Below are 17,046 nucleotides of genomic sequence, written 5' to 3'. Positions count from 1 at the left end.
GCTCTCGTTCGCCATGATTATTGGCAGCAGGCGCGCCGGTCCGCAGTGACCACCTCGTACGACCCGGTACAGGTGGACACCGTCGTCCTCGACCCGCGCGCAGACCTCTCGCACCCGCGAGAGGTTTTTCTGTTTCTGGCCCACACTCAGCCAGGCGGACCGCGCGAGGGATCATAGATGGACGGTGGAGCCGGTCATTCCGGTAGACCGAGATCCCATACAGGAGCCAGATCAGCATGAGCAGCAGCACGAGCGAACGCACCGGCGAACTCGACGATTCCCACGACGCCTTCCATGTCTTCGACACGACGCTGCGCGACGGCGCGCAGCGCGAGGGCATCAACCTCACCGTCGCGGACAAGCTGACCATCGCGCGGCACCTGGACGACTTCGGCGTGGGCTTCATCGAGGGCGGCTGGCCCGGCGCCAACCCCCGCGACACCGAGTTCTTCGCCCGCGCGCAGGACGAGATCGACTTCAAGCACGCACAGCTCGTCGCCTTCGGCGCCACCCGGCGCGCGGGCGCGAAGGCGAGCGAGGACCCGCAGGTACGGGCGCTGCTCGAATCCGGCGCCCCGGTGATCACCCTGGTCGCCAAGTCCCACGACCGGCACGTGGAACTGGCGCTGCGCACGACCCTGGAGGAGAACCTGGAGATGGTGCGCGACACCGTCTCCCACCTCGTCGCCCAGGGCCGCCGCGTCTTCGTCGACTGCGAGCACTTCTTCGACGGCTACCGCGCCAACCCCGAGTACGCGAAGTCCGTGGTCCGGGTCGCGCACGAGGCCGGTGCCTCCGTGGTCGTGCTGTGCGACACCAACGGCGGCATGCTCCCCGCCCAGGTCCAGGCGATCACCCACACCGTCCTCGACGACACCGGCGCCCGGCTCGGCATCCACGCCCAGGACGACACGGGCTGCGCCGTCGCGAACACCCTGGCCGCCGTCGACGCGGGCGCCACGCACGTCCAGTGCACGGCCAACGGGTACGGCGAGCGGGTCGGCAACTCCAACCTCTTCCCGGTCGTCGCCGCCCTGGAGCTCAAGTACGGCAAGAAGGTCCTCCCCGAGGGCGCGCTGCGCGAGATGACCCGGATCTCGCACGCCATCGCCGAGGTCGTCAACCTCACCCCGTCCACGCACCAGCCGTACGTGGGCGTCTCCGCCTTCGCGCACAAGGCGGGCCTGCACGCCTCCGCGATCAAGGTCGACCCCGACCTGTACCAGCACATCGACCCCGAGCTCGTCGGCAACCGCATCCGCATGCTGGTCTCCGACATGGCGGGCCGTGCCTCCATCGAGCTCAAGGGCAAGGAGCTCGGCGTCGACCTGGGCGGCGACCGCGAGCTGGTCGGCCGGGTCGTCGAGCGCGTCAAGGAGCGCGAGCTCAAGGGCTACACGTACGAGGCCGCCGACGCCTCCTTCGAGCTGCTGCTGCGCGAGGAGGCCGAGGGGCGGGCGCGGCGCTACTTCCGCGTCGAGTCGTGGCGGGCCATCGTCGAGGACCGCCCCGACGGCACCCACGCCAACGAGGCGACCGTGAAGCTGTGGGCCAAGGGCGAGCGCATCGTCGCCACCGCCGAGGGCAACGGACCGGTCAACGCCCTCGACCGCGCCCTGCGCGTCGGCCTGGAGCGCATCTACCCGCAGCTCGCCAAGCTGGAACTGGTCGACTACAAGGTCCGCATCCTGGAGGGCAAGCACGGTACGTCGTCGACGACGCGGGTGCTGATCTCCACCACCGACGGCTCCGGCGAGTGGTCGACGGTGGGCGTCGCCGAGAACGTCATCGCGGCGTCGTGGGGTGCGCTGGAGGACGCCTACACGTACGGGCTGCTGCGGGCCGGGATCGAACCGGTCGAGTAGCGCCCACCCGGGGCACGGTCCCGGGGCTCCGCCCCGGGCCCCGCTCCTCGATCGCCGGAGGGGCTGGATGTCCAGCCCCTCCGGCGCCTGCCTACTGCAGCGTCCACTTCTGGTTCGCGGCCCCCGTGCACGACCAGATCTGCGTCGCCGTCCCGTCGGCGCTCGAATTCCCGGTCACATCAAGGCACTTGTCGGCCGCGGTGTTCACCAGATCTCCGGCCGACGCCTCGTACCGCCACTGCTGGGCACCCGTCCCGTTGCAGTCGTAGAGCTGCACCTTCGCGCCGTTGGCCGTCGAACCGCCGGACACGTCGAGGCACTTGCCCAGCGCCCGCACCGTGCCGTCCGCCTTCACGGTCCAGGTCTGGTTCTGCGAACCGGAGACGCAGGACCAGATCTGCGCGGTCGTCCCGTTGGCCGTGGAGCCGTCCTTCACGTCGAGGCACTTGCCGCCGAGACCGTGGAAGGCGCCGGCCCTGTCCGTGCCGCCGGCCTGTGTGCCGCTCCAGGTGAACGTCGCCGACGTCTTGCCCGGCAGCGAGTAAGTGACGTGCTGGCCGCCCCAGTTGACGGTCACGTCCTTGGCGGACGAGGCGTCGTTGTAGGCGATCAGCGCCTTCGAGCCGTCGGTGTTGCGCCAGGCGACGTTCGGCACGGCGGAGGAACCCGTGGACGCGATGCGCGAGGCGCCCGGCCGGACGAACTTCGTCAGGTGGCCCATCGTGTAGTACTCGATGTTGTAGTCGACCTGGCCGCTGCTGCCGTCACCGTTGTGCACGGTGATGAGGCCGTCGCAGGTGCCGCAACCGCCGTTGTGGGGACCGCGGTTCTGGTCCACGGCGAGGGACCACTTCGTCACCGACTTCGCCCAGTTGCGGGTGTAGTCGATGATGTTCGTCATGTCCTCGCGCTGCTGGTTGGCGATCCAGGTGCCGCCGGAGTGCTCGGTCTGGAAGGCGTCCAGGGACGGGTACTTGTTGTGGATCTCGGTCTGCTTGGCGACGTCGCCGCCGTAGCCGTGCCAGGCGATGCCGCCGAAGTTGGGGTGCGAGCGGACGGCCGCGTCGTCGACGGTCTGCGCCGCGTACGCGTCGTAGGTGTCCCAGTTCCAGTCGTGGGCGAGGACCTTGGTCCTCAGCCCGGCGCTCGCGAGCTTCGGCAGCAGCTCGCTCTTGGTGAAGTAGGCGAGCCCCGAAGCGTTCCAGCTCATCGACGGATAGCCGGAGCAGCACGTCGGCTCGTTCTGCGCGGTGACGTAGTCGATGGGGACGCCGGCCGCCTGGTACCCCTGGATGTACTTCACGAAGTAGTCCGCGTAGGCGCCGTAGTCCTCGGCCTTCAGCCAGCCTCCGTTGAGCTGCCCGCTGTCCTTCATCCAGGCGGGGGCCGTCCACGGGGACGCCACGGTCGTCAGCGCCGGATTGAGCTGCTTGGCCTGCTTGGTCAGCGGCAGCACGTCGGCCTGGTCGTGGGCGAGGGAGAACTTGGCGAGCGTCGGGTCGGTCTGGCCGGCGGGCACGTCGTCGTACGTGTAGCCGAAGCGCGCGAGGTCCGAGCCGCCCATCGGATTGCGGACGAAGGAGAGGCCGATGCCGTCGGTCGGCGAGAACAGCTTCTTCATGGTGGCGTCGCGGGTGGCCTGGGAGAGGGCGCCGCTGCTGTTCATCAGCCAGGCCGCGGTGTCCGTGAAGGAGGCGCCGCCGCCGGTGAACGTCTGGTACCGGGTGTTCTCGTCCACGTTCAGGACGGTGCCGCTGCCGCCGCTGCCCGCCTGGAACGACACCGGGGCCTGCTGCTGCAGCCCGCGCGTGACGTGCCGGCCGCCGGCGTCGTCCGTGGTGGTGAGCCACACGGTGACCTGCTCGCCGGCGGCCTGCGCGGGGGCGGCGCCGGCTCCGGCGAGGCCCGCGGTCGTCAGGGCGCCCGCGAGCAGCAGCCGGGCCAGACGGCGGGTCCGTGAGCGAGGTGTGGGGGGTCTTGTGGGGGTGCGCATGATGCCTCCTGGGTCACAAACAGCCCAACAGTTAACTCTCATGGCTTAGTTCAAGACGTGAGTTAAAGGGTGTTCCTTGCGCGCGTCAAGACTTCACACCGCGAACACCCCGACCCGGCATTCACACCCCGGCTGCGTTAGCGTCGAGGTATGAGGCCCTCTATCGCGGCCCTCGCCGCCACGCTCCTCGCCCTCGGCGCGACACTCACCGTGACGCCCACCGCCGTCGCCGCCACGGACGTCTCCACCGTGGCCGACGCCCTCGAGAAGAGTCCCGTCTACGTCGATCCGGCCGTGTCCGGCGAGCTGACCTCGGCGGACGCGGAAGCGCTCGCGAAGAAGATCAAGGAAGCGGACAAGCCGGTGATGGTGGCGGTGCTGCCCGCGGACTTCCCGAAGCAGGACCTGTTCACCGACCTGAGGACGAAGACGGGGGTCGTCGGCGTCTACGGAATCCGGCTCGGCGACGCCTTCGACGCGCGGGCGGATCGTTCCGTCATGTCGTCCGACGCCGTTCACAACCTGACGACGAGCGTCCGGGGCGAGCCGGTCGGACAGCAGCTCGACGAGTTCGTCGACACGGCGGTCCGCACGGCCAAGGGCTCGGCGCCCTCCTCCTGGGACGCGGGCGGCGGTGACGACGGGGTGCCGGTCGGCGCGCTGGTCGGCGTCGGCGCGGTGGTCGTGGTGGGCGGCGCGGGCGCGTACGCCCTGGTCCGCCGCAACCGGCGGCGCCGCGAGGAGGAGCAGCGGGCGGCCCTGGACAAGCTGCGGGTCGTCGTCGACGAGGACATCACCGCGTTCGGCGAGGAGCTGGACCGGCTCGACTTCCACCCCGCGGAGGCGGGCGCGGACGACGCGATGCGGGCGGACTACGAGCGGGCGCTCGACGCGTACGAGAAGGCGAAGCAGTACATGGCCGCCGCCCAGCGCCCCGAGGAGGTGCGCGGCGTCACGCAGGCCCTGGAGGACGGCCGCTTCTCCCTCGCGCTGCTGGCCGCGCGCCGCGAGGGCCGCCCGCTGCCGGAACGCCGCGCGCCCTGCTTCTTCGACCCGCGGCACGGCCCCTCGGTGGAGGACGCCGAGTGGACACCGCCCGGCGGCGCCACGCGCCGGGTCCCGGTGTGCGCGGCCGACGCGACGCGGCTGCGGGACGGCGGCGAGCCGATGGTGCGCACCGTCGACACGGGCGCGGGCGAGCGCCGCCCCTACTACGACGCGGGCCCGGCCTACGGGCCCTGGGCGGGCGGCTACTTCGGCGGCGGGATCCTGCCGGGGCTGCTGGTCGGCACGGTGCTCGGCTCGATGATGGCCAGTCCCGCGTACGCGGCGGACTACGGCTCCGGATACGGGGACTTCGGCGCCGGTTACGAGGGCGGCGACTACTCGGGCGCCGACTTCGACTCCTCCGACTTCGGTGACTTCGGGGGCGGCGGTGACTTCGGAGGCGGTGGCGACTTCGGCGGGGGCGGCGGCGGTGACTTCGGCGGCGGCGGTTTCTGAAAACCGTGGATTCCGCATCGAATATCCGCACCCCGTGAATCGGAACAGAGTTTCGACCGCATCGATCGCACATAAAGATGGCCATTCGGCCCCTGGCCGGGCGAATTCGGCACTGCTTTAATTCCCCCACGGCCACGGGGGGAGGACGTAGTGAGTGGTGGTGCGGACGGGAACAACGGATCGGGTGGGGCGGGATTCTTCAGCCGCTCGATCGGCGTGTGGACCATTGTCGGAAGCGCGTGCGCGGTCCTCAGCGTCGTCATCGCGCTGATCGCCATCAAATTGGGCACGGCGGGTACGGCCGACGGATCCGGAATGGTGTCGGGCGGCCTGGAACCGACGCACTCCACGTCGGCGCCGCCCACCACGGAGGAGCCGACCGGGGACCCGACGACCGAGGAGCCGACCGAGGACCCGACGACGGAGGAGCCCACGGAGGATCCGACGACCGAGGAACCCACGGAGGAACCCAGTCCCACGCCGACCCGGATCCCGCTGCTCTACCGCAGCAGCGGAACCTCCTTCTTCGACTGCGACAGCGAAGGGGAGATCGCCTCGACGCTCGGCGGATCGGTGATCCAATGGCGGATCACCAATGATTCCCGCGTCCGGCTGCACGTCTACTACTTGGGCACGGACGGGCTCCGCCGGGACGAACGGACACTGGACCCGGGCGACCACATCAATTTCACGACCATGCACACGGGTCACATTTATCTGTTCGCCCGGACCAATGCGAGCTGTTCCAAAATCATCCGGGTCGACGACGACTCGGTGCGGGCGACCACGACCATCATGGACGACGACTGACGCGGCATCCGGTCATCGATGCGCGGCCCCGCCGAGCCGCGCCGCGGTCTCGGCGGGGGTCTCCCGCTCGGTGAACACGGTCCGCGTGGCGAGCAGTTCCGTGCCCGGGTCGTCCAGCCAGTGGGCCAGGAAGTCGTGGCCGTCGACGATCCAGGACCGGCCCTTGTCCGCCGCGCAGCGCTCCCGCAGCACGGCGAGCGCGGTGTCGCGGTCGGCGGACGGCAGGACGCGGACCACCTCGCGGCAGCCGTTCAGCGCGGTGCGGGCCGTGGCCAGGTGCGCCGGGTCCGTGTAGCTGGTGTGGCCCGCGCCCAGCGCGAGCACGGCGTCCCCGTGCTCGGCGACGGCACGCGCCACGGCGTGCGCCCGGGCCGGCTCCCACTCCGCCTCCGCCGCGAGCCGCCCCACGACGGCGATGCGCTCCCGGAGCCGGTCGAGGCTCCAGCCCACCTGGGCGTAGTACGGGTCGGCGACCGCGTCCAGGTCGACGAACCGCCGCCCCGTCCGCGCGGCGACCGCCCGCCCGAGCACGCTCTTCCCGGCCCCGGCGGGGCCGACGAGAACCATCCAGGGACCGCTCACGTGGCCGTGCGCAGGAACGCGGCCCAGGTGCCGGGCGAGACGGTCAGCACGGCGCCGGTCGCCGGATCGTTCTTGGAGTCGCGGATGTGGACGGCGGTGGGGTGCGTGGCCACCTCCAGGCAGTCGCCGCCCTGGTCGGTGCTGTACGTGGACTTCCGCCAGCGGTAGGCGATCTCGAGGCAGTCGCCGCCCTGGCTGCCGCTGTGGCTCGACTTGAACCAGGCGAGCCCGACGGTCGGTTGATCGTGCGGTCGTGCTGCGGTGTTCATGAGACTCCTAGCAGTCCGTCCAGCAGGCGGGCACTCCGGTCGGGAGACAGCGCCTGTGACCGCAGCATTCCATACTTCAGATGCAGGTTGCTGACGTCTTCGGGGGCATCCAGGACGGTGCTGACGCGGTGCCCTTCGATGAAGGCCACGAAGTCGTGCTCGGGGTCTTCCAGCAGGACCATCGGGCCGTCGAGTCCGGCGTGCGGCCACTGCTCCGTCGGCATGATCTGGACGCCCATGCAGTGCAGTCGGCCGAGTTCGAGGATGCGGCGGTACTGCCCGCGCATCACGTCCGGGCCGCCGACCGGCTTGTGCAGCACCGCCTCCTCGATGATGAAGTGCGCCGCGGGAGGGTGCTTCCGCTCCCAGATCCGCTGCCGGTCGATGCGTGCACCGACCCAGTCCTCCGTCGTCTCGGCGGCGAGCGGTGGATAGCTGGAGTCGAAGACGGCCCGCATGTATTCAGGAGTCTGCAACAGCCCGGGCACCACCTGCGTCTGGTACGACAGGATCGTCACCGCGTCCTCCTCGTACTCCACCAGGTCCGCCAGGATCTGCGGATGCTTCTCCTTCGCCGGGACCTTGGACACGGCGACCTCCAACGACCGCCGGGTGTCGAGGAGTTCGTCGATCCGCACGGCCAGCGCCATGCCCACCGGCCGCCGCCCCTGCTCTATCGACGCCATCTTGTCCGGGCTCACGTTGAGCCGCTCGGCCAGCTCGGTCTGCGTTAGTCCCGCGTACTTACGGAAGTTGGCGATCTGCGCCCCGATCGCATGCCACGAAGTCACCCGCTTCTTCATACGCACACCGTGCCCGCCGTGATCCCGCGGCGACCGGATCGGACCCGTACAGAACCAGATGTACGAGTTCACGGGTGCGGCGTGGGCGTCTTCTCGCGCTCGACCTCGGGGCGGGCCTTGGGGATCTGGGACCCAGGGCCGAACATCCAGCGCGAAAGGGCGGCCCGGGCCCGGCCCAGGACCCGGTCGGGTGCGTCCTCCACCGGCACCGGCTGCTCGTGCTGCGTCAGCCGGTACAACTCGCCCTGCGCCAGCGGCTCGTGGACCTCCACGTACTCACCGTGCGGCAGCCGCCTGATCCGGCCCGTCTCCCGCCCGTGCAGCACCTTGTCCCGGTCCCGCCGCTGGAGCCCGAGACAGATCCGCCTGGTCACGACGAATGCCAGGACCGGACCGGCGAACAGGGCGATGCGCGCGAACCATGTGATGGCGTTGACGGAGAGGTGGAAGTGGGTGGCCCAGATGTCGTTGCCGCCGGCCGCCATCGCCACGAGGAACCCGGTCAGCCAGCCCACGCCGAGCCCGGTGCGCACCGGCCGGTTCCGGGGCCGGTCGAGGAGGTGGTGCTCACGCCGGTCGCCGGTGACCCACGCCTCCACGAACGGATACACGCCGATCAGCACCAGCCACAGCGGGAACGCCAGGAACGGGATGAAGACGCCGAGGGCGAGGGTGTGCCCGCCGAGCACGATCTCCCAGCCGGGCATCACGCGCACCAGCCCTTCGGCGAACCCCAGGTACCAGTCGGGCTGGGCGCCGGTGGAGACCTGGTCGGGGCGGTAGGGCCCGTACACCCAGACCGGGTTGACGGTCGCGATGGCCGCGATCAGCGTCACGACGCCGAACACCAGGAAGAAGAAGCCGCCCGCCTTGGCGACGTAGACGGGGAAGAACGGCTGGCCCACGACGTTGCGTTCGGTCTTTCCCGGGCCGGGGAACTGGGTGTGCTTGTGGTAGAAGACCAGGATCAGGTGGGTGACGACGAGCGCGGCCATGATGCCCGGCAGCAGCAGCACGTGCAGGGAGTAGAAGCGCGCCACGATGTCGTGGCCGGGGAACTCGCCGCCGAACAGGAAGAAGGAGAGGTACGTTCCGACGACCGGGACGGCGAGCGTCATCCCCTCGATCAGCCGCATGCCCGCGCCGGAGAGCAGGTCGTCGGGGAGCGAGTACCCCAGCAGGCCCTCGAACAGGGCGATGAAGAGCAGCAGCCAGCCGAACAGCCAGTTCAGCTCGCGGGGCTTGCGGAACGAGCCCGTGAAGAAGTGCCGCATCATGTGGACGAACATCGCCGCGATGAAGATCAGCGCCGCCCAGTGGTGGATCTGCCGGATGAGCAGTCCGCCGCGCACGTCGAAGCTGATGTCGAGCGTCGACGAGTACGCCTCCGACATCCGCACACCGCTCAGCGGCACGTAACTGCCGTTGTACGTCACCTCGTTCATCGACGGATGGAAGAACAGCGTGAGGTAGACGCCGGTGAGGATCAGGACGATGAAGGTGTAGAGGCAGATCTCGCCCAGCATGAACGACCAGTGGTCGGGAAAGACCTTGCGCAGGTACTGGCGGCCGAGGCCGTAGATCCCGAGCCGGCCGTCGGTCCAGTCGGCCAGTCGCTCGCCTCGGGCCGGCCGGTCCCGGCCCGCCGGCCGGTCGGCTGTCGGATGAGTGGTCTCGGACATGGCGATCCTCCCCGGGTGCTCATGAACGAGACGGGGCAGGGTCCGGATCTGTGACATCCACGGCCCGCCTGTGGCTCACGTCACAGGCTCGTGGCGCACAGGCGTGGCCGCGTGGTCACGCGAGCGGGATGTCCGCCCCGGCCTCGGCCGCCGGCCGGGGGCCGTGGATCCGGCGCTCGCTCGCGTCGATCGCCACGTCGTTGATGCTCGCCTCGCGCCGCCGCATGAGCCCGCGCTCGTCGAACTCCCACAGCTCGTTGCCGTACGAGCGCCACCACTGCCCGTCCGCGTCGTGCCACTCGTACTGGAACCGCACGGCGATCCGGTTCCCGTCGAAGGACCACAGGCTCTTGCGCAGCGCGTACTCCTGCTCGCGCTCCCACTTGGCGGTCAGGAACGCGACGATCTCCTCGCGGCCGGTCAGGAACGTGTCCCGGTTGCGCCACCGGGAATCCGGTGTGTAGGCGAGCGCCACGCGGTGCGGGTCGCGGGTGTTCCAGGCGTCCTCGGCGGCCTGGACCTTCTTGCGGGCCGTCTCCAGCGTGAACGGGGGGTGGGGCGGGCGGTCTTCCGGCACGGGGGCCTCCTCGTGAGCGGGTACCTGATGGTGGAGAACGCGCGTTCTCCACCTGGTCCGCATAAGATAGAGAACGGCCGTTCTCAACGTCAAGAAGCCCAGGAGGAGCGTCGGATGCCCGCCCCCATCACCGCGGAACAGGCGCGCGCGGACCGCGACACGCTGCTCGACACCGCGGAGCGCCTCTTCTACGAGCGAGGCATCCAGGCGGTCGGCATGGACGCGGTGCGGGCCGGGTCCGGTCTGCCGCTGAAGCGGATCTACCGCTGCTTCGCCACCAAGGAGGACCTGGTCGTCGCGATGCTGCGCCGTCGCGACCTGCGCTGGCGCGGCAGTCTTGCCGCCCACGTGGAGCAGGTCGCGGATCCGCGCGAGCGGGTCCTCGCCGTCTTCGACTGGCTCGCGGCGTGGTTCGCCGAGCCCGGCTTCCGGGGCTGCGCCTGGATCAACGCCCACGGTGAGCTCGGCGCCACCTCCGAGCCGGTCCGCGCCGAAGTCCGGTCCCACAAGCGGGAGTTCCACGACCAGCTCGCCGGATGGGTGCGCGCGGCCGGGTCCCCGGCGACCGAACCGGTCTACCTCCTCGCCGAAGGAGCCATGGTGACCGCCGGCATCACCGGGGACCCGGCCCCGGCCCGGCACGCCCGCGACGCCGTGGCCGCGCTGATCCCGCGCTGATCCCGCGCTGCGCCGCGTCAGCCGCGGCTCAGCGTGCGCGTCACGCCCGCCACGACCGTCGTCGTCAGGATCCAGCCGACCGCGATCAGCCCGTACGCCAGGGCCTGGACACCCGGCTCGGCCCAGTGCCAGCCGTCGCGCTGGCCGAGCCCGCCGATCGGCACCATCAGGTCGAGGGCGTAGGGCACGGCGTGGAACGGCGGGCCCTCGCCCTTCTTGTTCGCCACCGGGTGGTGGGCGGCGAACACCGCGCTGCCGAGCAGCGTGAGCAGGGCGAGCCAGATCCCGGCGAGCCACGGGCGGTAGCCGTACCCCACGGTCGCGTCCAGCAGCCGGCCCCAGGCGCGCCCCGCGGGACCGAGCGTCGCCCGGCGCGTCCGCTCCCTGACCAGCAGGACCCGGCGGGCCTCGGCCTCCTGGCCCGACCGCCGGTAGTGCGCGGCGAGCTGCTCGTAGGGCTGCGGTGCGTAGTGGGGCTGGTGGCGCAGCCAGGCGAGCCGGTTCGTGACGTCCTCGCGGCGGTCGGTCGCGGTATCGCCGAGCCAGTCGTACGTCAGGCCGTCCAGGCCCAGGTTCGCCGGCCAGGTGCCGGGGTCGTCCTGGATCCGGCTCGCGTGCGCGTTGCGCAGGTTCACGCCGCCCGCGGGGGTCCGTGCGAAGCGCAGGTCGAGGGCCTCGGTCCGCATGCCGACGCACATCACCGACGAGCCCGCGCCGCCGAGTTCGGCGCCCTCCAGCGAGACCAGGTCGTCCACCTGCGCGCCGCGCAGCCGTATCCGGCCGTCGGTCCGCAGCCCCTGGAGCCGTACGTTCGACGTCCGCACCGCGTCGCCGTGGAACGCGTACGCCTGCGCCGAGCCGACCGTGATCCGCGCCCCGCGCAGCCACAGGCCGCCCGGCAACTCGGCCCCGGGGAAGCCGACTTCGCCCTCCGCGACGAAGCCGCCCTCGCAGAAGACGCCGCCGCGCGCGACGAGTCCGCCGCCCTCGATCGCGGCCCGGCCCGGCGCGACGAGGTGCGCTCCGTCGAGCCGGAGGCCGCCCGCGACGTCGGCGTGCACGAGGTCGACGGCGGGGTCGGCCCCGTCGCGCTCGCCGATCGTCGATCCGCGCAGGTCGAGCCGGCCGCCGAAGCGGGTCGTCGGTGCGAGGAGGCCCGGGAGGGTGCAGCGGACGATGGCGACGCCGAGGGTGGTCGCGCCCTCCAGGCGTACGGGTTCCTCGAACCGGCACGCCTCGAAGCGTACGGCTCTGTGGATCTCGGCTCCGTCGAGCGTGAGCGCTCCGCTGATCCTGGCGTCCCGCAGCACGTACGGATCCGGGGCGGTGTCCTCGTCGAGGATCTCGCGGCGGATGCGCGCGGCGTCGACGTCCATGGCGGCAGCATTCCATGGGGCCGGTGGGTGCGTGCGGCTTTCGCCGTGGCTGGTCGCGCAGTTCCCCGCGCCCCTGAGAGGCGCACTCCGTGCGCCGTCTCACGGGGCGCCGATGGGGCTGCGGCGAAGCCGCATGCTCCAGGGGCGCGGGGAACTGCGCGAGAAGCCCCACCGGCCCGCACTCACCCACAAGGGCCCCACCCACGGCGAGTTGGCCCGAACGCATGCCCTGCTCATGGGTACTCCCGCCGATTTGTCCGCAGTGATCAGGTCATCTCTCGGAAACGGTCGCGTTCCGTGCATGGACGCTCACCAAGTGGCAATGATCGCCGTGGTGTTCACAAGTTGCACACCAAGCACGCCAATCACATCCGTTACACACACGTGAGATGGAGAGATGGTCATGAAGAAGCAGACGCAGGAGAAGAAGAAGAGCTACGCCAAGCCGGCGATGGTGAAGCAGGGCGACTTCACCAAGACGACGGCCGGGTACTTCTACGGCGCCTACTCGGAGTGGATCACCCGCCGCTTCACCTGATCCGACGCAGCGCACCGACGCCGACGCAGACCGAGGAATGGTGAAGATGCCCGGCCGCCCCACGCCGCCGCCCCACGCACGCGACTCCTTCGTCGTCCTGCCGGACACCCCGGCGGGCCGGACGGCGGCCGGGCGTCTTCCCCACCCCGACCAGGTGTTCCGGTACCCGTCCGGCCGTCCGTGGCTGGTCGTCCGGACCTCGCTGCGCCGCATCAGCGCCGCTGCGCACGGCGGCGACGCGGTCGTCGTCATCGGCCCCTGCGCGGTCCCCGGCCTCGACGCCGATCTCCGCGCGGCCCGCGGCAACGCGGACCTGCACGCCCGGCTGGCCCGCCGGCTGCCCGGTGTCCACCACGTCATCTCTCGCACAGGGGGCGAGAGCTGGGTGCGCGGCACCGCGTCGGGCCTGCGCCGGGTGTACGCCACGACCGGCCCGGGCCCGCACCTCGCGTCGGACCGGCCCGCCGTACTCGCCCACCTCGGCGGCGGCGGGCTGGACGAGGCCGCGCTCGCCCTGCGCCTGCTGGACTTCCTGCCGCACCCGCTCGGCGGACGCCCCGTGTGGCAGGGCGTGGCCGAGACCGATCCGGCGTACGCGCTCGTCCTGCCCGGCGCCGGCGGCCCGCCCGTCACCCGCCGCTGGTGGCATGCGCCGGAGGCCGAACTGCCGCTGGCGGACGGGGCGTCGGCGCTCGGCGACGCCCTCGACCGCGCCGTCCGCGCCCACCTGGCCGACCGCACCCGCATCAGCTGCGAACTCTCCGGCGGCCTCGACTCGACCTCGCTCGCCTTCCTCGCCCGCCGCGCGGGACCGGACCGCCTCGACCTGCTGACCGTGGCGTCCAGGGAGCGCCACGCGGAGGACGAGACGTGGGCGCGCCGCGCCGTGGCGCTGGCCGGGGACGACGACGGCCTCCGGCACGACGTCGTCCCCGCCGACGAGGCGCCGCTCTTCTACGCGGGCGTGGCCGACCCGCCAGGACCCGACGACGTGCCGACCGACGAACCGCTGCCCGTCGCGCCCGCCCGGGCCCGCGCCCGGATGCTGCTCGCCCGGGCCGCCGCCGCCGGATCCGAGTGCCACCTCACCGGCTACGGCGGCGACGAACTGTTCATGGGCCTCCCGGCCGCCTCCGGCGACCTGTTCCCCGGCCGGCCCTTCGCCGCCTGGAACCGGATCGGCGCCGTGCGGCACCAGCTGGGCTGGCCACTGGGCGCGACCGTACGGGCCCTGCTCACCCGGCCCCCGTTCCGCGCCTGGCTCGCGGACGCCGTCACCGACGCGCCGCCGCCCACCTCCCGCACCCCGCAGCTGTCCTGGGGGGTGCGGCAGACGCTGCCGCCCTGGCTGACCCCCGACGCCCGCGACCTCGTGCGCGACGCGTTCCGCGCGGCCGCCGAGCACGCCCGGCCGCTCGCCCCGCGCCCGGGCCGCCACCTCGACCTCGACACCGTCCGGATCGGCGCCCGCCACTTCCAGGCGATGGAGGAGTACGGGCTCGGCATCGGACTGCCGGTGGCCGCCCCGATGTACGCCGACCACGTCATCGAGGCGACCCTCGCCGTGCGCCTCGCGGACCGCATCGACCCCGGCCGCTACAAACCGCTGCTCGCCGAGGCCGTCCGCGACACCGTGCCCGCGCCGCTGCTCGCCCGCACCACCAAGGACCACATGAACGGCGACCACACCCAGGGCCTCGTCCGGCACGCCGACGACCTCCGGCGGCTGTGGGAACCGGGTGCCTCGCGGCTCGCCGCCCTCGGCCTCGTCGACGTGACCCAGCTCGACGCCCTCGCCGCCGACCCGTACGCCCCCCTGCACGCCCGGCACTCCATCGACGCCGCGGTCGCCACCGAGATGTGGCTGCGCGCCACCCACCCCGCCACCGGACCAGTCCACAGAGAGGCCCTCATCCCGTGAAGCTCAGAGACGGTGTCGCGGTCACCAGCACCGACTTCGGCGGTGTGCTCCTCGACCAACGGGCCGGTACCTACTGGCAGTTGAACGAGTCCGGCACCCTCGTGATCAGCACCCTCGCCGAGGGCCACGGCCCGGACACGGCGGTGGAGCGGCTCATCACCGCGTTCGACGTCGACCGCGCCCGGGCGGAGGCCGACGTCGCCGAACTCACCCGGCAGCTCGTCGACGCGAAGATGGCCACACCGTGAGCACCGAGATGACGATGCCGGGGCCCGGCGCCCGGCGCGGCCCGCGGGTCAGGGCCGCCGTCGGCGTGGCCCTCGTCGTCGCCCGGCTCCGCCCCGACCGGCTGCGCCGCCTGCTCACGCTCCTCAGCCGCGGCGCCGCCCCCGCCCCGCACGCCACCGCGCTCGCCGCGTACGAGTCGGTCGTCGCCACCAGCCGCCGCTGCGCCGGCTGGTACGGCTGTCTGCCGCGCTCGGTCGCCGTCGCGCTGCTCTGCCGGCTCTCCGGCACCTGGCCCGACTGGCACGCGGGCGTCCGCGCCGCGCCGCCGTTCGCCCCGCACGCCTGGGTGCAGGCCGAGGGGCGCCTGGTGGGGGAGCGGGCGGCGGCCGCGGAGTACCGGCCGCTGATCACCGTGACGGCCGCACCGGACGAGGCGGTCGCCGTTCCCGAGGGCACGGATGCCCGCTGACCTGCGCCGTCTCCTCGCCCACGCCCGTCCGCACGCACGCACCCTGGCCGTCGGCGGCGTCCTCACGCTCGCCGGGTCGGGCGCCGGGCTCGCGATGCCGGTCATGGCGAAGTACGCGGTGCAGGCCTTCGCCGAGAACCGCTCGCCCGCCCCGGCCCTGCTCCTGCTCACCGCCGTCGTGGTCGCCGGGGCGGCGCTCACCGCGGGCGGCACCTATCTGATGTCCCGTACCGGCGAGGCGGTCGTGCTCGGCGCCAGGGAGCGGCTCGTCGGCCGCATGCTCCGGCTGACCGTCGCCGCCGTGGACCGGCTCACCCCCGGCGATCTGCTCACCCGCGCCACGAGCGACACGACGCTGCTGCGCACGGTCCTCTCCCGCAGCCTCGTCGAATCGGCGAGCGGCGCGCTCACCCTCGTCGGCACCGTCGTCCTGATGGGCGTCATGGACCTGGTCCTGCTCGGCGTGACGCTCCTGGTCCTCGCCCTGATCGCGGCCGCCCTCGCCCTCCTCATGCCACGCATCCGGCGCGCCCAGACCCAGGCGCAGGAGGCGGTCGGCGCGATGGGCTCGGCGCTCGACCGGGCCCTGCAGTCGTTCCGCACCGTCAAGGCGAACGGCGCCGAGGGCCGCGAGCGGTCCGCCGTCACCGCCGCCGCCCGGCGCGCCCACGACAGGGGCCTCACGGTCGCCCGCTGGACGTCCGCGTCCGACGTGGCGATGCTCGTCTCGGTACAGGTGGCGTTCCTGTGCGTGCTCGGCGTGGGCGGCGCGCGCGTCGCCTCGGGCGCGCTCGACCTCTCCTCGCTGATCGCGTTCCTGCTCTACCTGTTCTACCTCGTCGCGCCGCTCGGGCAGCTGACGGAGGGCTGGGTGGGCCTCAACAGCGGCCTGGCCGCGGTGGCCCGCCTCGCGGAGATCGAGGACCTGCCCGGCGAGCAGCCCCGACAGGGCGCGGGCGCAAGGGAATCGGCGGGGCCCGTCCCGGTCGCCTTCACGGACGTCGTCTTCCGCTACGCCGACGAACGCGCCCCCGCCCACGACGGCGTCACCTTCGACGCCCCGGCCGGCGGGCTCACGGCGCTCGTCGGCCCGTCCGGCGCGGGCAAGTCCACGGTCTTCGCGCTCCTGGAACGCTTCTACGACCACGACGCGGGCACCGTCACGGTCGGTGGCCGCGACATCCGCGACTGGCCGCTCGCACAGCTGCGCGCGACCCTCGGCTACGTGGAGCAGGACGCGCCCGTCCTCGCCGGCACCCTGCGCGACAACCTGCTGTACGCGGCCCCGGACGCGACGGACGACGACATGCGCGACGTCGTCGCGCGGACCCGCCTCGACGACCTGGTGGCCCGGCTGCCCGAGGGCCTCGACACCCCGGTCGGCCACCGCGGCGTGCTGCTCTCCGGCGGCGAACGCCAACGCGTCGCCATCGCCCGGGCGTTGCTGCGCCGCCCGGCCCTGCTGCTCCTGGACGAGGTGACGGCGAACCTGGACGCGGTCAACGAACAGCACCTGCGCGCGGTCGTCCGCGAGCTGGCGACCCGTACGACGGTCCTGGTGATCGCGCACCGTCTGTCGACGGTCGTCGACGCGGACCGCATCGTGGTCCTGGAGGACGGGCGGGTGCGCGCCCAGGGCAGCCACGCCGAACTCCTCGAACAGGACCCGCTGTACGCCGAGTTGGCGGCCACGCAGTTCGTGGCCGCCTCAACTCATTGACGGTGTCGGTCGCTCCGGTGACCCCGGTGGCT

16 protein-coding genes are annotated in these 17,046 nt (G+C 72.2%); 9 read left to right on the top strand and 7 right to left on the bottom strand.

The genetic code is table 11. The features are described 5' to 3' along the window. Positions 1–236 precede the first annotated feature (236 nt). The gene (gene cimA, locus RBJ77_RS54040; protein WP_372351755.1) at positions 237–1,865 is read left to right on the top strand and encodes a citramalate synthase; all 1,629 of its coding nucleotides are present in this window, start codon (positions 237–239) and stop codon (positions 1,863–1,865) included. Positions 1,866–1,956: 91 nt separating this feature from the next. On the opposite strand, the gene RBJ77_RS54035 is transcribed toward cimA, so the two are convergent. Further along, positions 1,957–3,858: a ricin-type beta-trefoil lectin domain protein gene (locus RBJ77_RS54035; protein ID WP_372351754.1), complete on the bottom strand. Its 1,902-nt coding sequence runs from the start codon at positions 3,856–3,858 to the stop codon at positions 1,957–1,959. Between the two features lie 150 nt (positions 3,859–4,008). Between RBJ77_RS54035 and RBJ77_RS54030 the strand changes: the two genes are divergently transcribed. Together RBJ77_RS54030 and RBJ77_RS54025 are read left to right on the top strand one after the other, a co-directional pair. Beyond that, positions 4,009–5,361, top strand: a complete 1,353-nt coding sequence (locus RBJ77_RS54030) for a hypothetical protein (RefSeq protein ID WP_372351753.1) — start codon at positions 4,009–4,011, stop codon at positions 5,359–5,361. Between the two features lie 216 nt (positions 5,362–5,577). Beyond that, positions 5,578–6,171: a hypothetical protein gene (locus RBJ77_RS54025; protein WP_372351752.1), complete on the top strand. Its 594-nt coding sequence runs from the start codon at positions 5,578–5,580 to the stop codon at positions 6,169–6,171. Between the two features lie 12 nt (positions 6,172–6,183). On the opposite strand, the gene RBJ77_RS54020 is transcribed toward RBJ77_RS54025, so the two are convergent. The 5 genes from RBJ77_RS54020 to RBJ77_RS54000 form a co-directional block, all read right to left on the bottom strand. Beyond that, complete coding sequence (locus tag RBJ77_RS54020; RefSeq protein WP_372351751.1) at positions 6,184–6,753, bottom strand: shikimate kinase; 570 nt, start codon at positions 6,751–6,753, stop codon at positions 6,184–6,186. Further along, entirely contained in the window at positions 6,750–7,022 is a 273-nt protein-coding gene (locus RBJ77_RS54015) for a DUF397 domain-containing protein (RefSeq protein ID WP_372351750.1), read from the bottom strand. Before RBJ77_RS54015 ends, RBJ77_RS54020 begins: the two co-directional genes overlap by 4 nt. Next, complete coding sequence (locus RBJ77_RS54010) at positions 7,019–7,825, bottom strand: helix-turn-helix domain-containing protein (RefSeq protein ID WP_372351749.1); 807 nt, start codon at positions 7,823–7,825, stop codon at positions 7,019–7,021. The genes RBJ77_RS54015 and RBJ77_RS54010 overlap by 4 nt, the downstream gene beginning before the upstream one ends. Positions 7,826–7,893: 68 nt before the next feature. Continuing rightward, entirely contained in the window at positions 7,894–9,507 is a 1,614-nt protein-coding gene (locus RBJ77_RS54005; RefSeq protein WP_372351748.1) for a cytochrome bc complex cytochrome b subunit, read from the bottom strand. Positions 9,508–9,622: 115 nt separating this feature from the next. Further along, positions 9,623–10,084, bottom strand: coding sequence for a nuclear transport factor 2 family protein (locus RBJ77_RS54000; protein ID WP_372351747.1), 462 nt, complete (start codon positions 10,082–10,084; stop codon positions 9,623–9,625). Positions 10,085–10,198: 114 nt separating this feature from the next. Between RBJ77_RS54000 and RBJ77_RS53995 the strand changes: the two genes are divergently transcribed. Continuing rightward, positions 10,199–10,762: a TetR/AcrR family transcriptional regulator gene (locus RBJ77_RS53995; protein WP_372351746.1), complete on the top strand. Its 564-nt coding sequence runs from the start codon at positions 10,199–10,201 to the stop codon at positions 10,760–10,762. 17 nt (positions 10,763–10,779) lie between these two features. Here the strand turns inward: RBJ77_RS53995 and RBJ77_RS53990 are convergent, their stop codons facing one another. Further along, positions 10,780–12,138 carry a pentapeptide repeat-containing protein gene (locus tag RBJ77_RS53990; RefSeq protein ID WP_372351745.1) on the bottom strand — a complete coding sequence of 453 codons (1,359 nt, stop codon included), beginning with the start codon at positions 12,136–12,138 and terminating at the stop codon, positions 10,780–10,782. A gap of 403 nt (positions 12,139–12,541) precedes the next feature. On the opposite strand from RBJ77_RS53990, the gene RBJ77_RS53985 reads away from it, so the two are divergent. The 5 genes from RBJ77_RS53985 to RBJ77_RS53965 are packed head-to-tail and all read left to right on the top strand — an operon-like array spanning position 12,542 to position 17,014. Then, a complete protein-coding gene (locus tag RBJ77_RS53985; RefSeq protein ID WP_255972941.1) occupies positions 12,542–12,676 on the top strand; it encodes a keywimysin-related RiPP in 135 nt (44 codons plus the stop codon). 46 nt (positions 12,677–12,722) lie between these two features. After that, positions 12,723–14,597 (top strand): asparagine synthase-related protein, encoded by a 1,875-nt coding sequence (locus tag RBJ77_RS53980; protein WP_372351744.1) that lies wholly within the window; start codon positions 12,723–12,725, stop codon positions 14,595–14,597. Further along, positions 14,594–14,845, top strand: a complete 252-nt coding sequence (locus RBJ77_RS53975; RefSeq protein WP_255972945.1) for a lasso peptide biosynthesis PqqD family chaperone — start codon at positions 14,594–14,596, stop codon at positions 14,843–14,845. Before RBJ77_RS53980 ends, RBJ77_RS53975 begins: the two co-directional genes overlap by 4 nt. Next, positions 14,842–15,294, top strand: a complete 453-nt coding sequence (locus RBJ77_RS53970) for a lasso peptide biosynthesis B2 protein (protein ID WP_372351743.1) — start codon at positions 14,842–14,844, stop codon at positions 15,292–15,294. Before RBJ77_RS53975 ends, RBJ77_RS53970 begins: the two co-directional genes overlap by 4 nt. Next, positions 15,284–17,014: an ABC transporter ATP-binding protein gene (locus tag RBJ77_RS53965; protein WP_372351742.1), complete on the top strand. Its 1,731-nt coding sequence runs from the start codon at positions 15,284–15,286 to the stop codon at positions 17,012–17,014. The genes RBJ77_RS53970 and RBJ77_RS53965 overlap by 11 nt, the downstream gene beginning before the upstream one ends. The last annotated feature ends 32 nt before the right edge of the window (positions 17,015–17,046 follow it).

This window comes from Streptomyces sp. KL116D (genome assembly GCF_030766975.1).
Lineage (GTDB): Bacteria > Actinomycetota > Actinomycetes > Streptomycetales > Streptomycetaceae > Streptomyces > Streptomyces longispororuber_A.
Note: the sequence above shows the minus strand (reverse complement) of the source record. Positions and strands in the feature narration are given on the sequence as shown.

Excerpts from the sequence above, each read along its gene's own strand:
- cimA (WP_372351755.1), top strand. The coding sequence starts at position 237 with ATGAGCAGCAGCACGAGCGAACGCACCGGCGAACTCGACGATTCCCAC.
- RBJ77_RS54035 (WP_372351754.1), bottom strand. The coding sequence starts at position 3,858 with ATGCGCACCCCCACAAGACCCCCCACACCTCGCTCACGGACCCGCCGT.
- RBJ77_RS54030 (WP_372351753.1), top strand. The coding sequence starts at position 4,009 with ATGAGGCCCTCTATCGCGGCCCTCGCCGCCACGCTCCTCGCCCTCGGC.
- RBJ77_RS54015 (WP_372351750.1), bottom strand. The coding sequence starts at position 7,022 with ATGAACACCGCAGCACGACCGCACGATCAACCGACCGTCGGGCTCGCC.
- RBJ77_RS54010 (WP_372351749.1), bottom strand. The coding sequence starts at position 7,825 with ATGAAGAAGCGGGTGACTTCGTGGCATGCGATCGGGGCGCAGATCGCC.
- RBJ77_RS54005 (WP_372351748.1), bottom strand. The coding sequence starts at position 9,507 with ATGTCCGAGACCACTCATCCGACAGCCGACCGGCCGGCGGGCCGGGAC.
- RBJ77_RS53995 (WP_372351746.1), top strand. The coding sequence starts at position 10,199 with ATGCCCGCCCCCATCACCGCGGAACAGGCGCGCGCGGACCGCGACACG.
- RBJ77_RS53990 (WP_372351745.1), bottom strand. The coding sequence starts at position 12,138 with ATGGACGTCGACGCCGCGCGCATCCGCCGCGAGATCCTCGACGAGGAC.
- RBJ77_RS53985 (WP_255972941.1), top strand. The coding sequence starts at position 12,542 with ATGAAGAAGCAGACGCAGGAGAAGAAGAAGAGCTACGCCAAGCCGGCG.
- RBJ77_RS53980 (WP_372351744.1), top strand. The coding sequence starts at position 12,723 with ATGCCCGGCCGCCCCACGCCGCCGCCCCACGCACGCGACTCCTTCGTC.
- RBJ77_RS53965 (WP_372351742.1), top strand. The coding sequence starts at position 15,284 with ATGCCCGCTGACCTGCGCCGTCTCCTCGCCCACGCCCGTCCGCACGCA.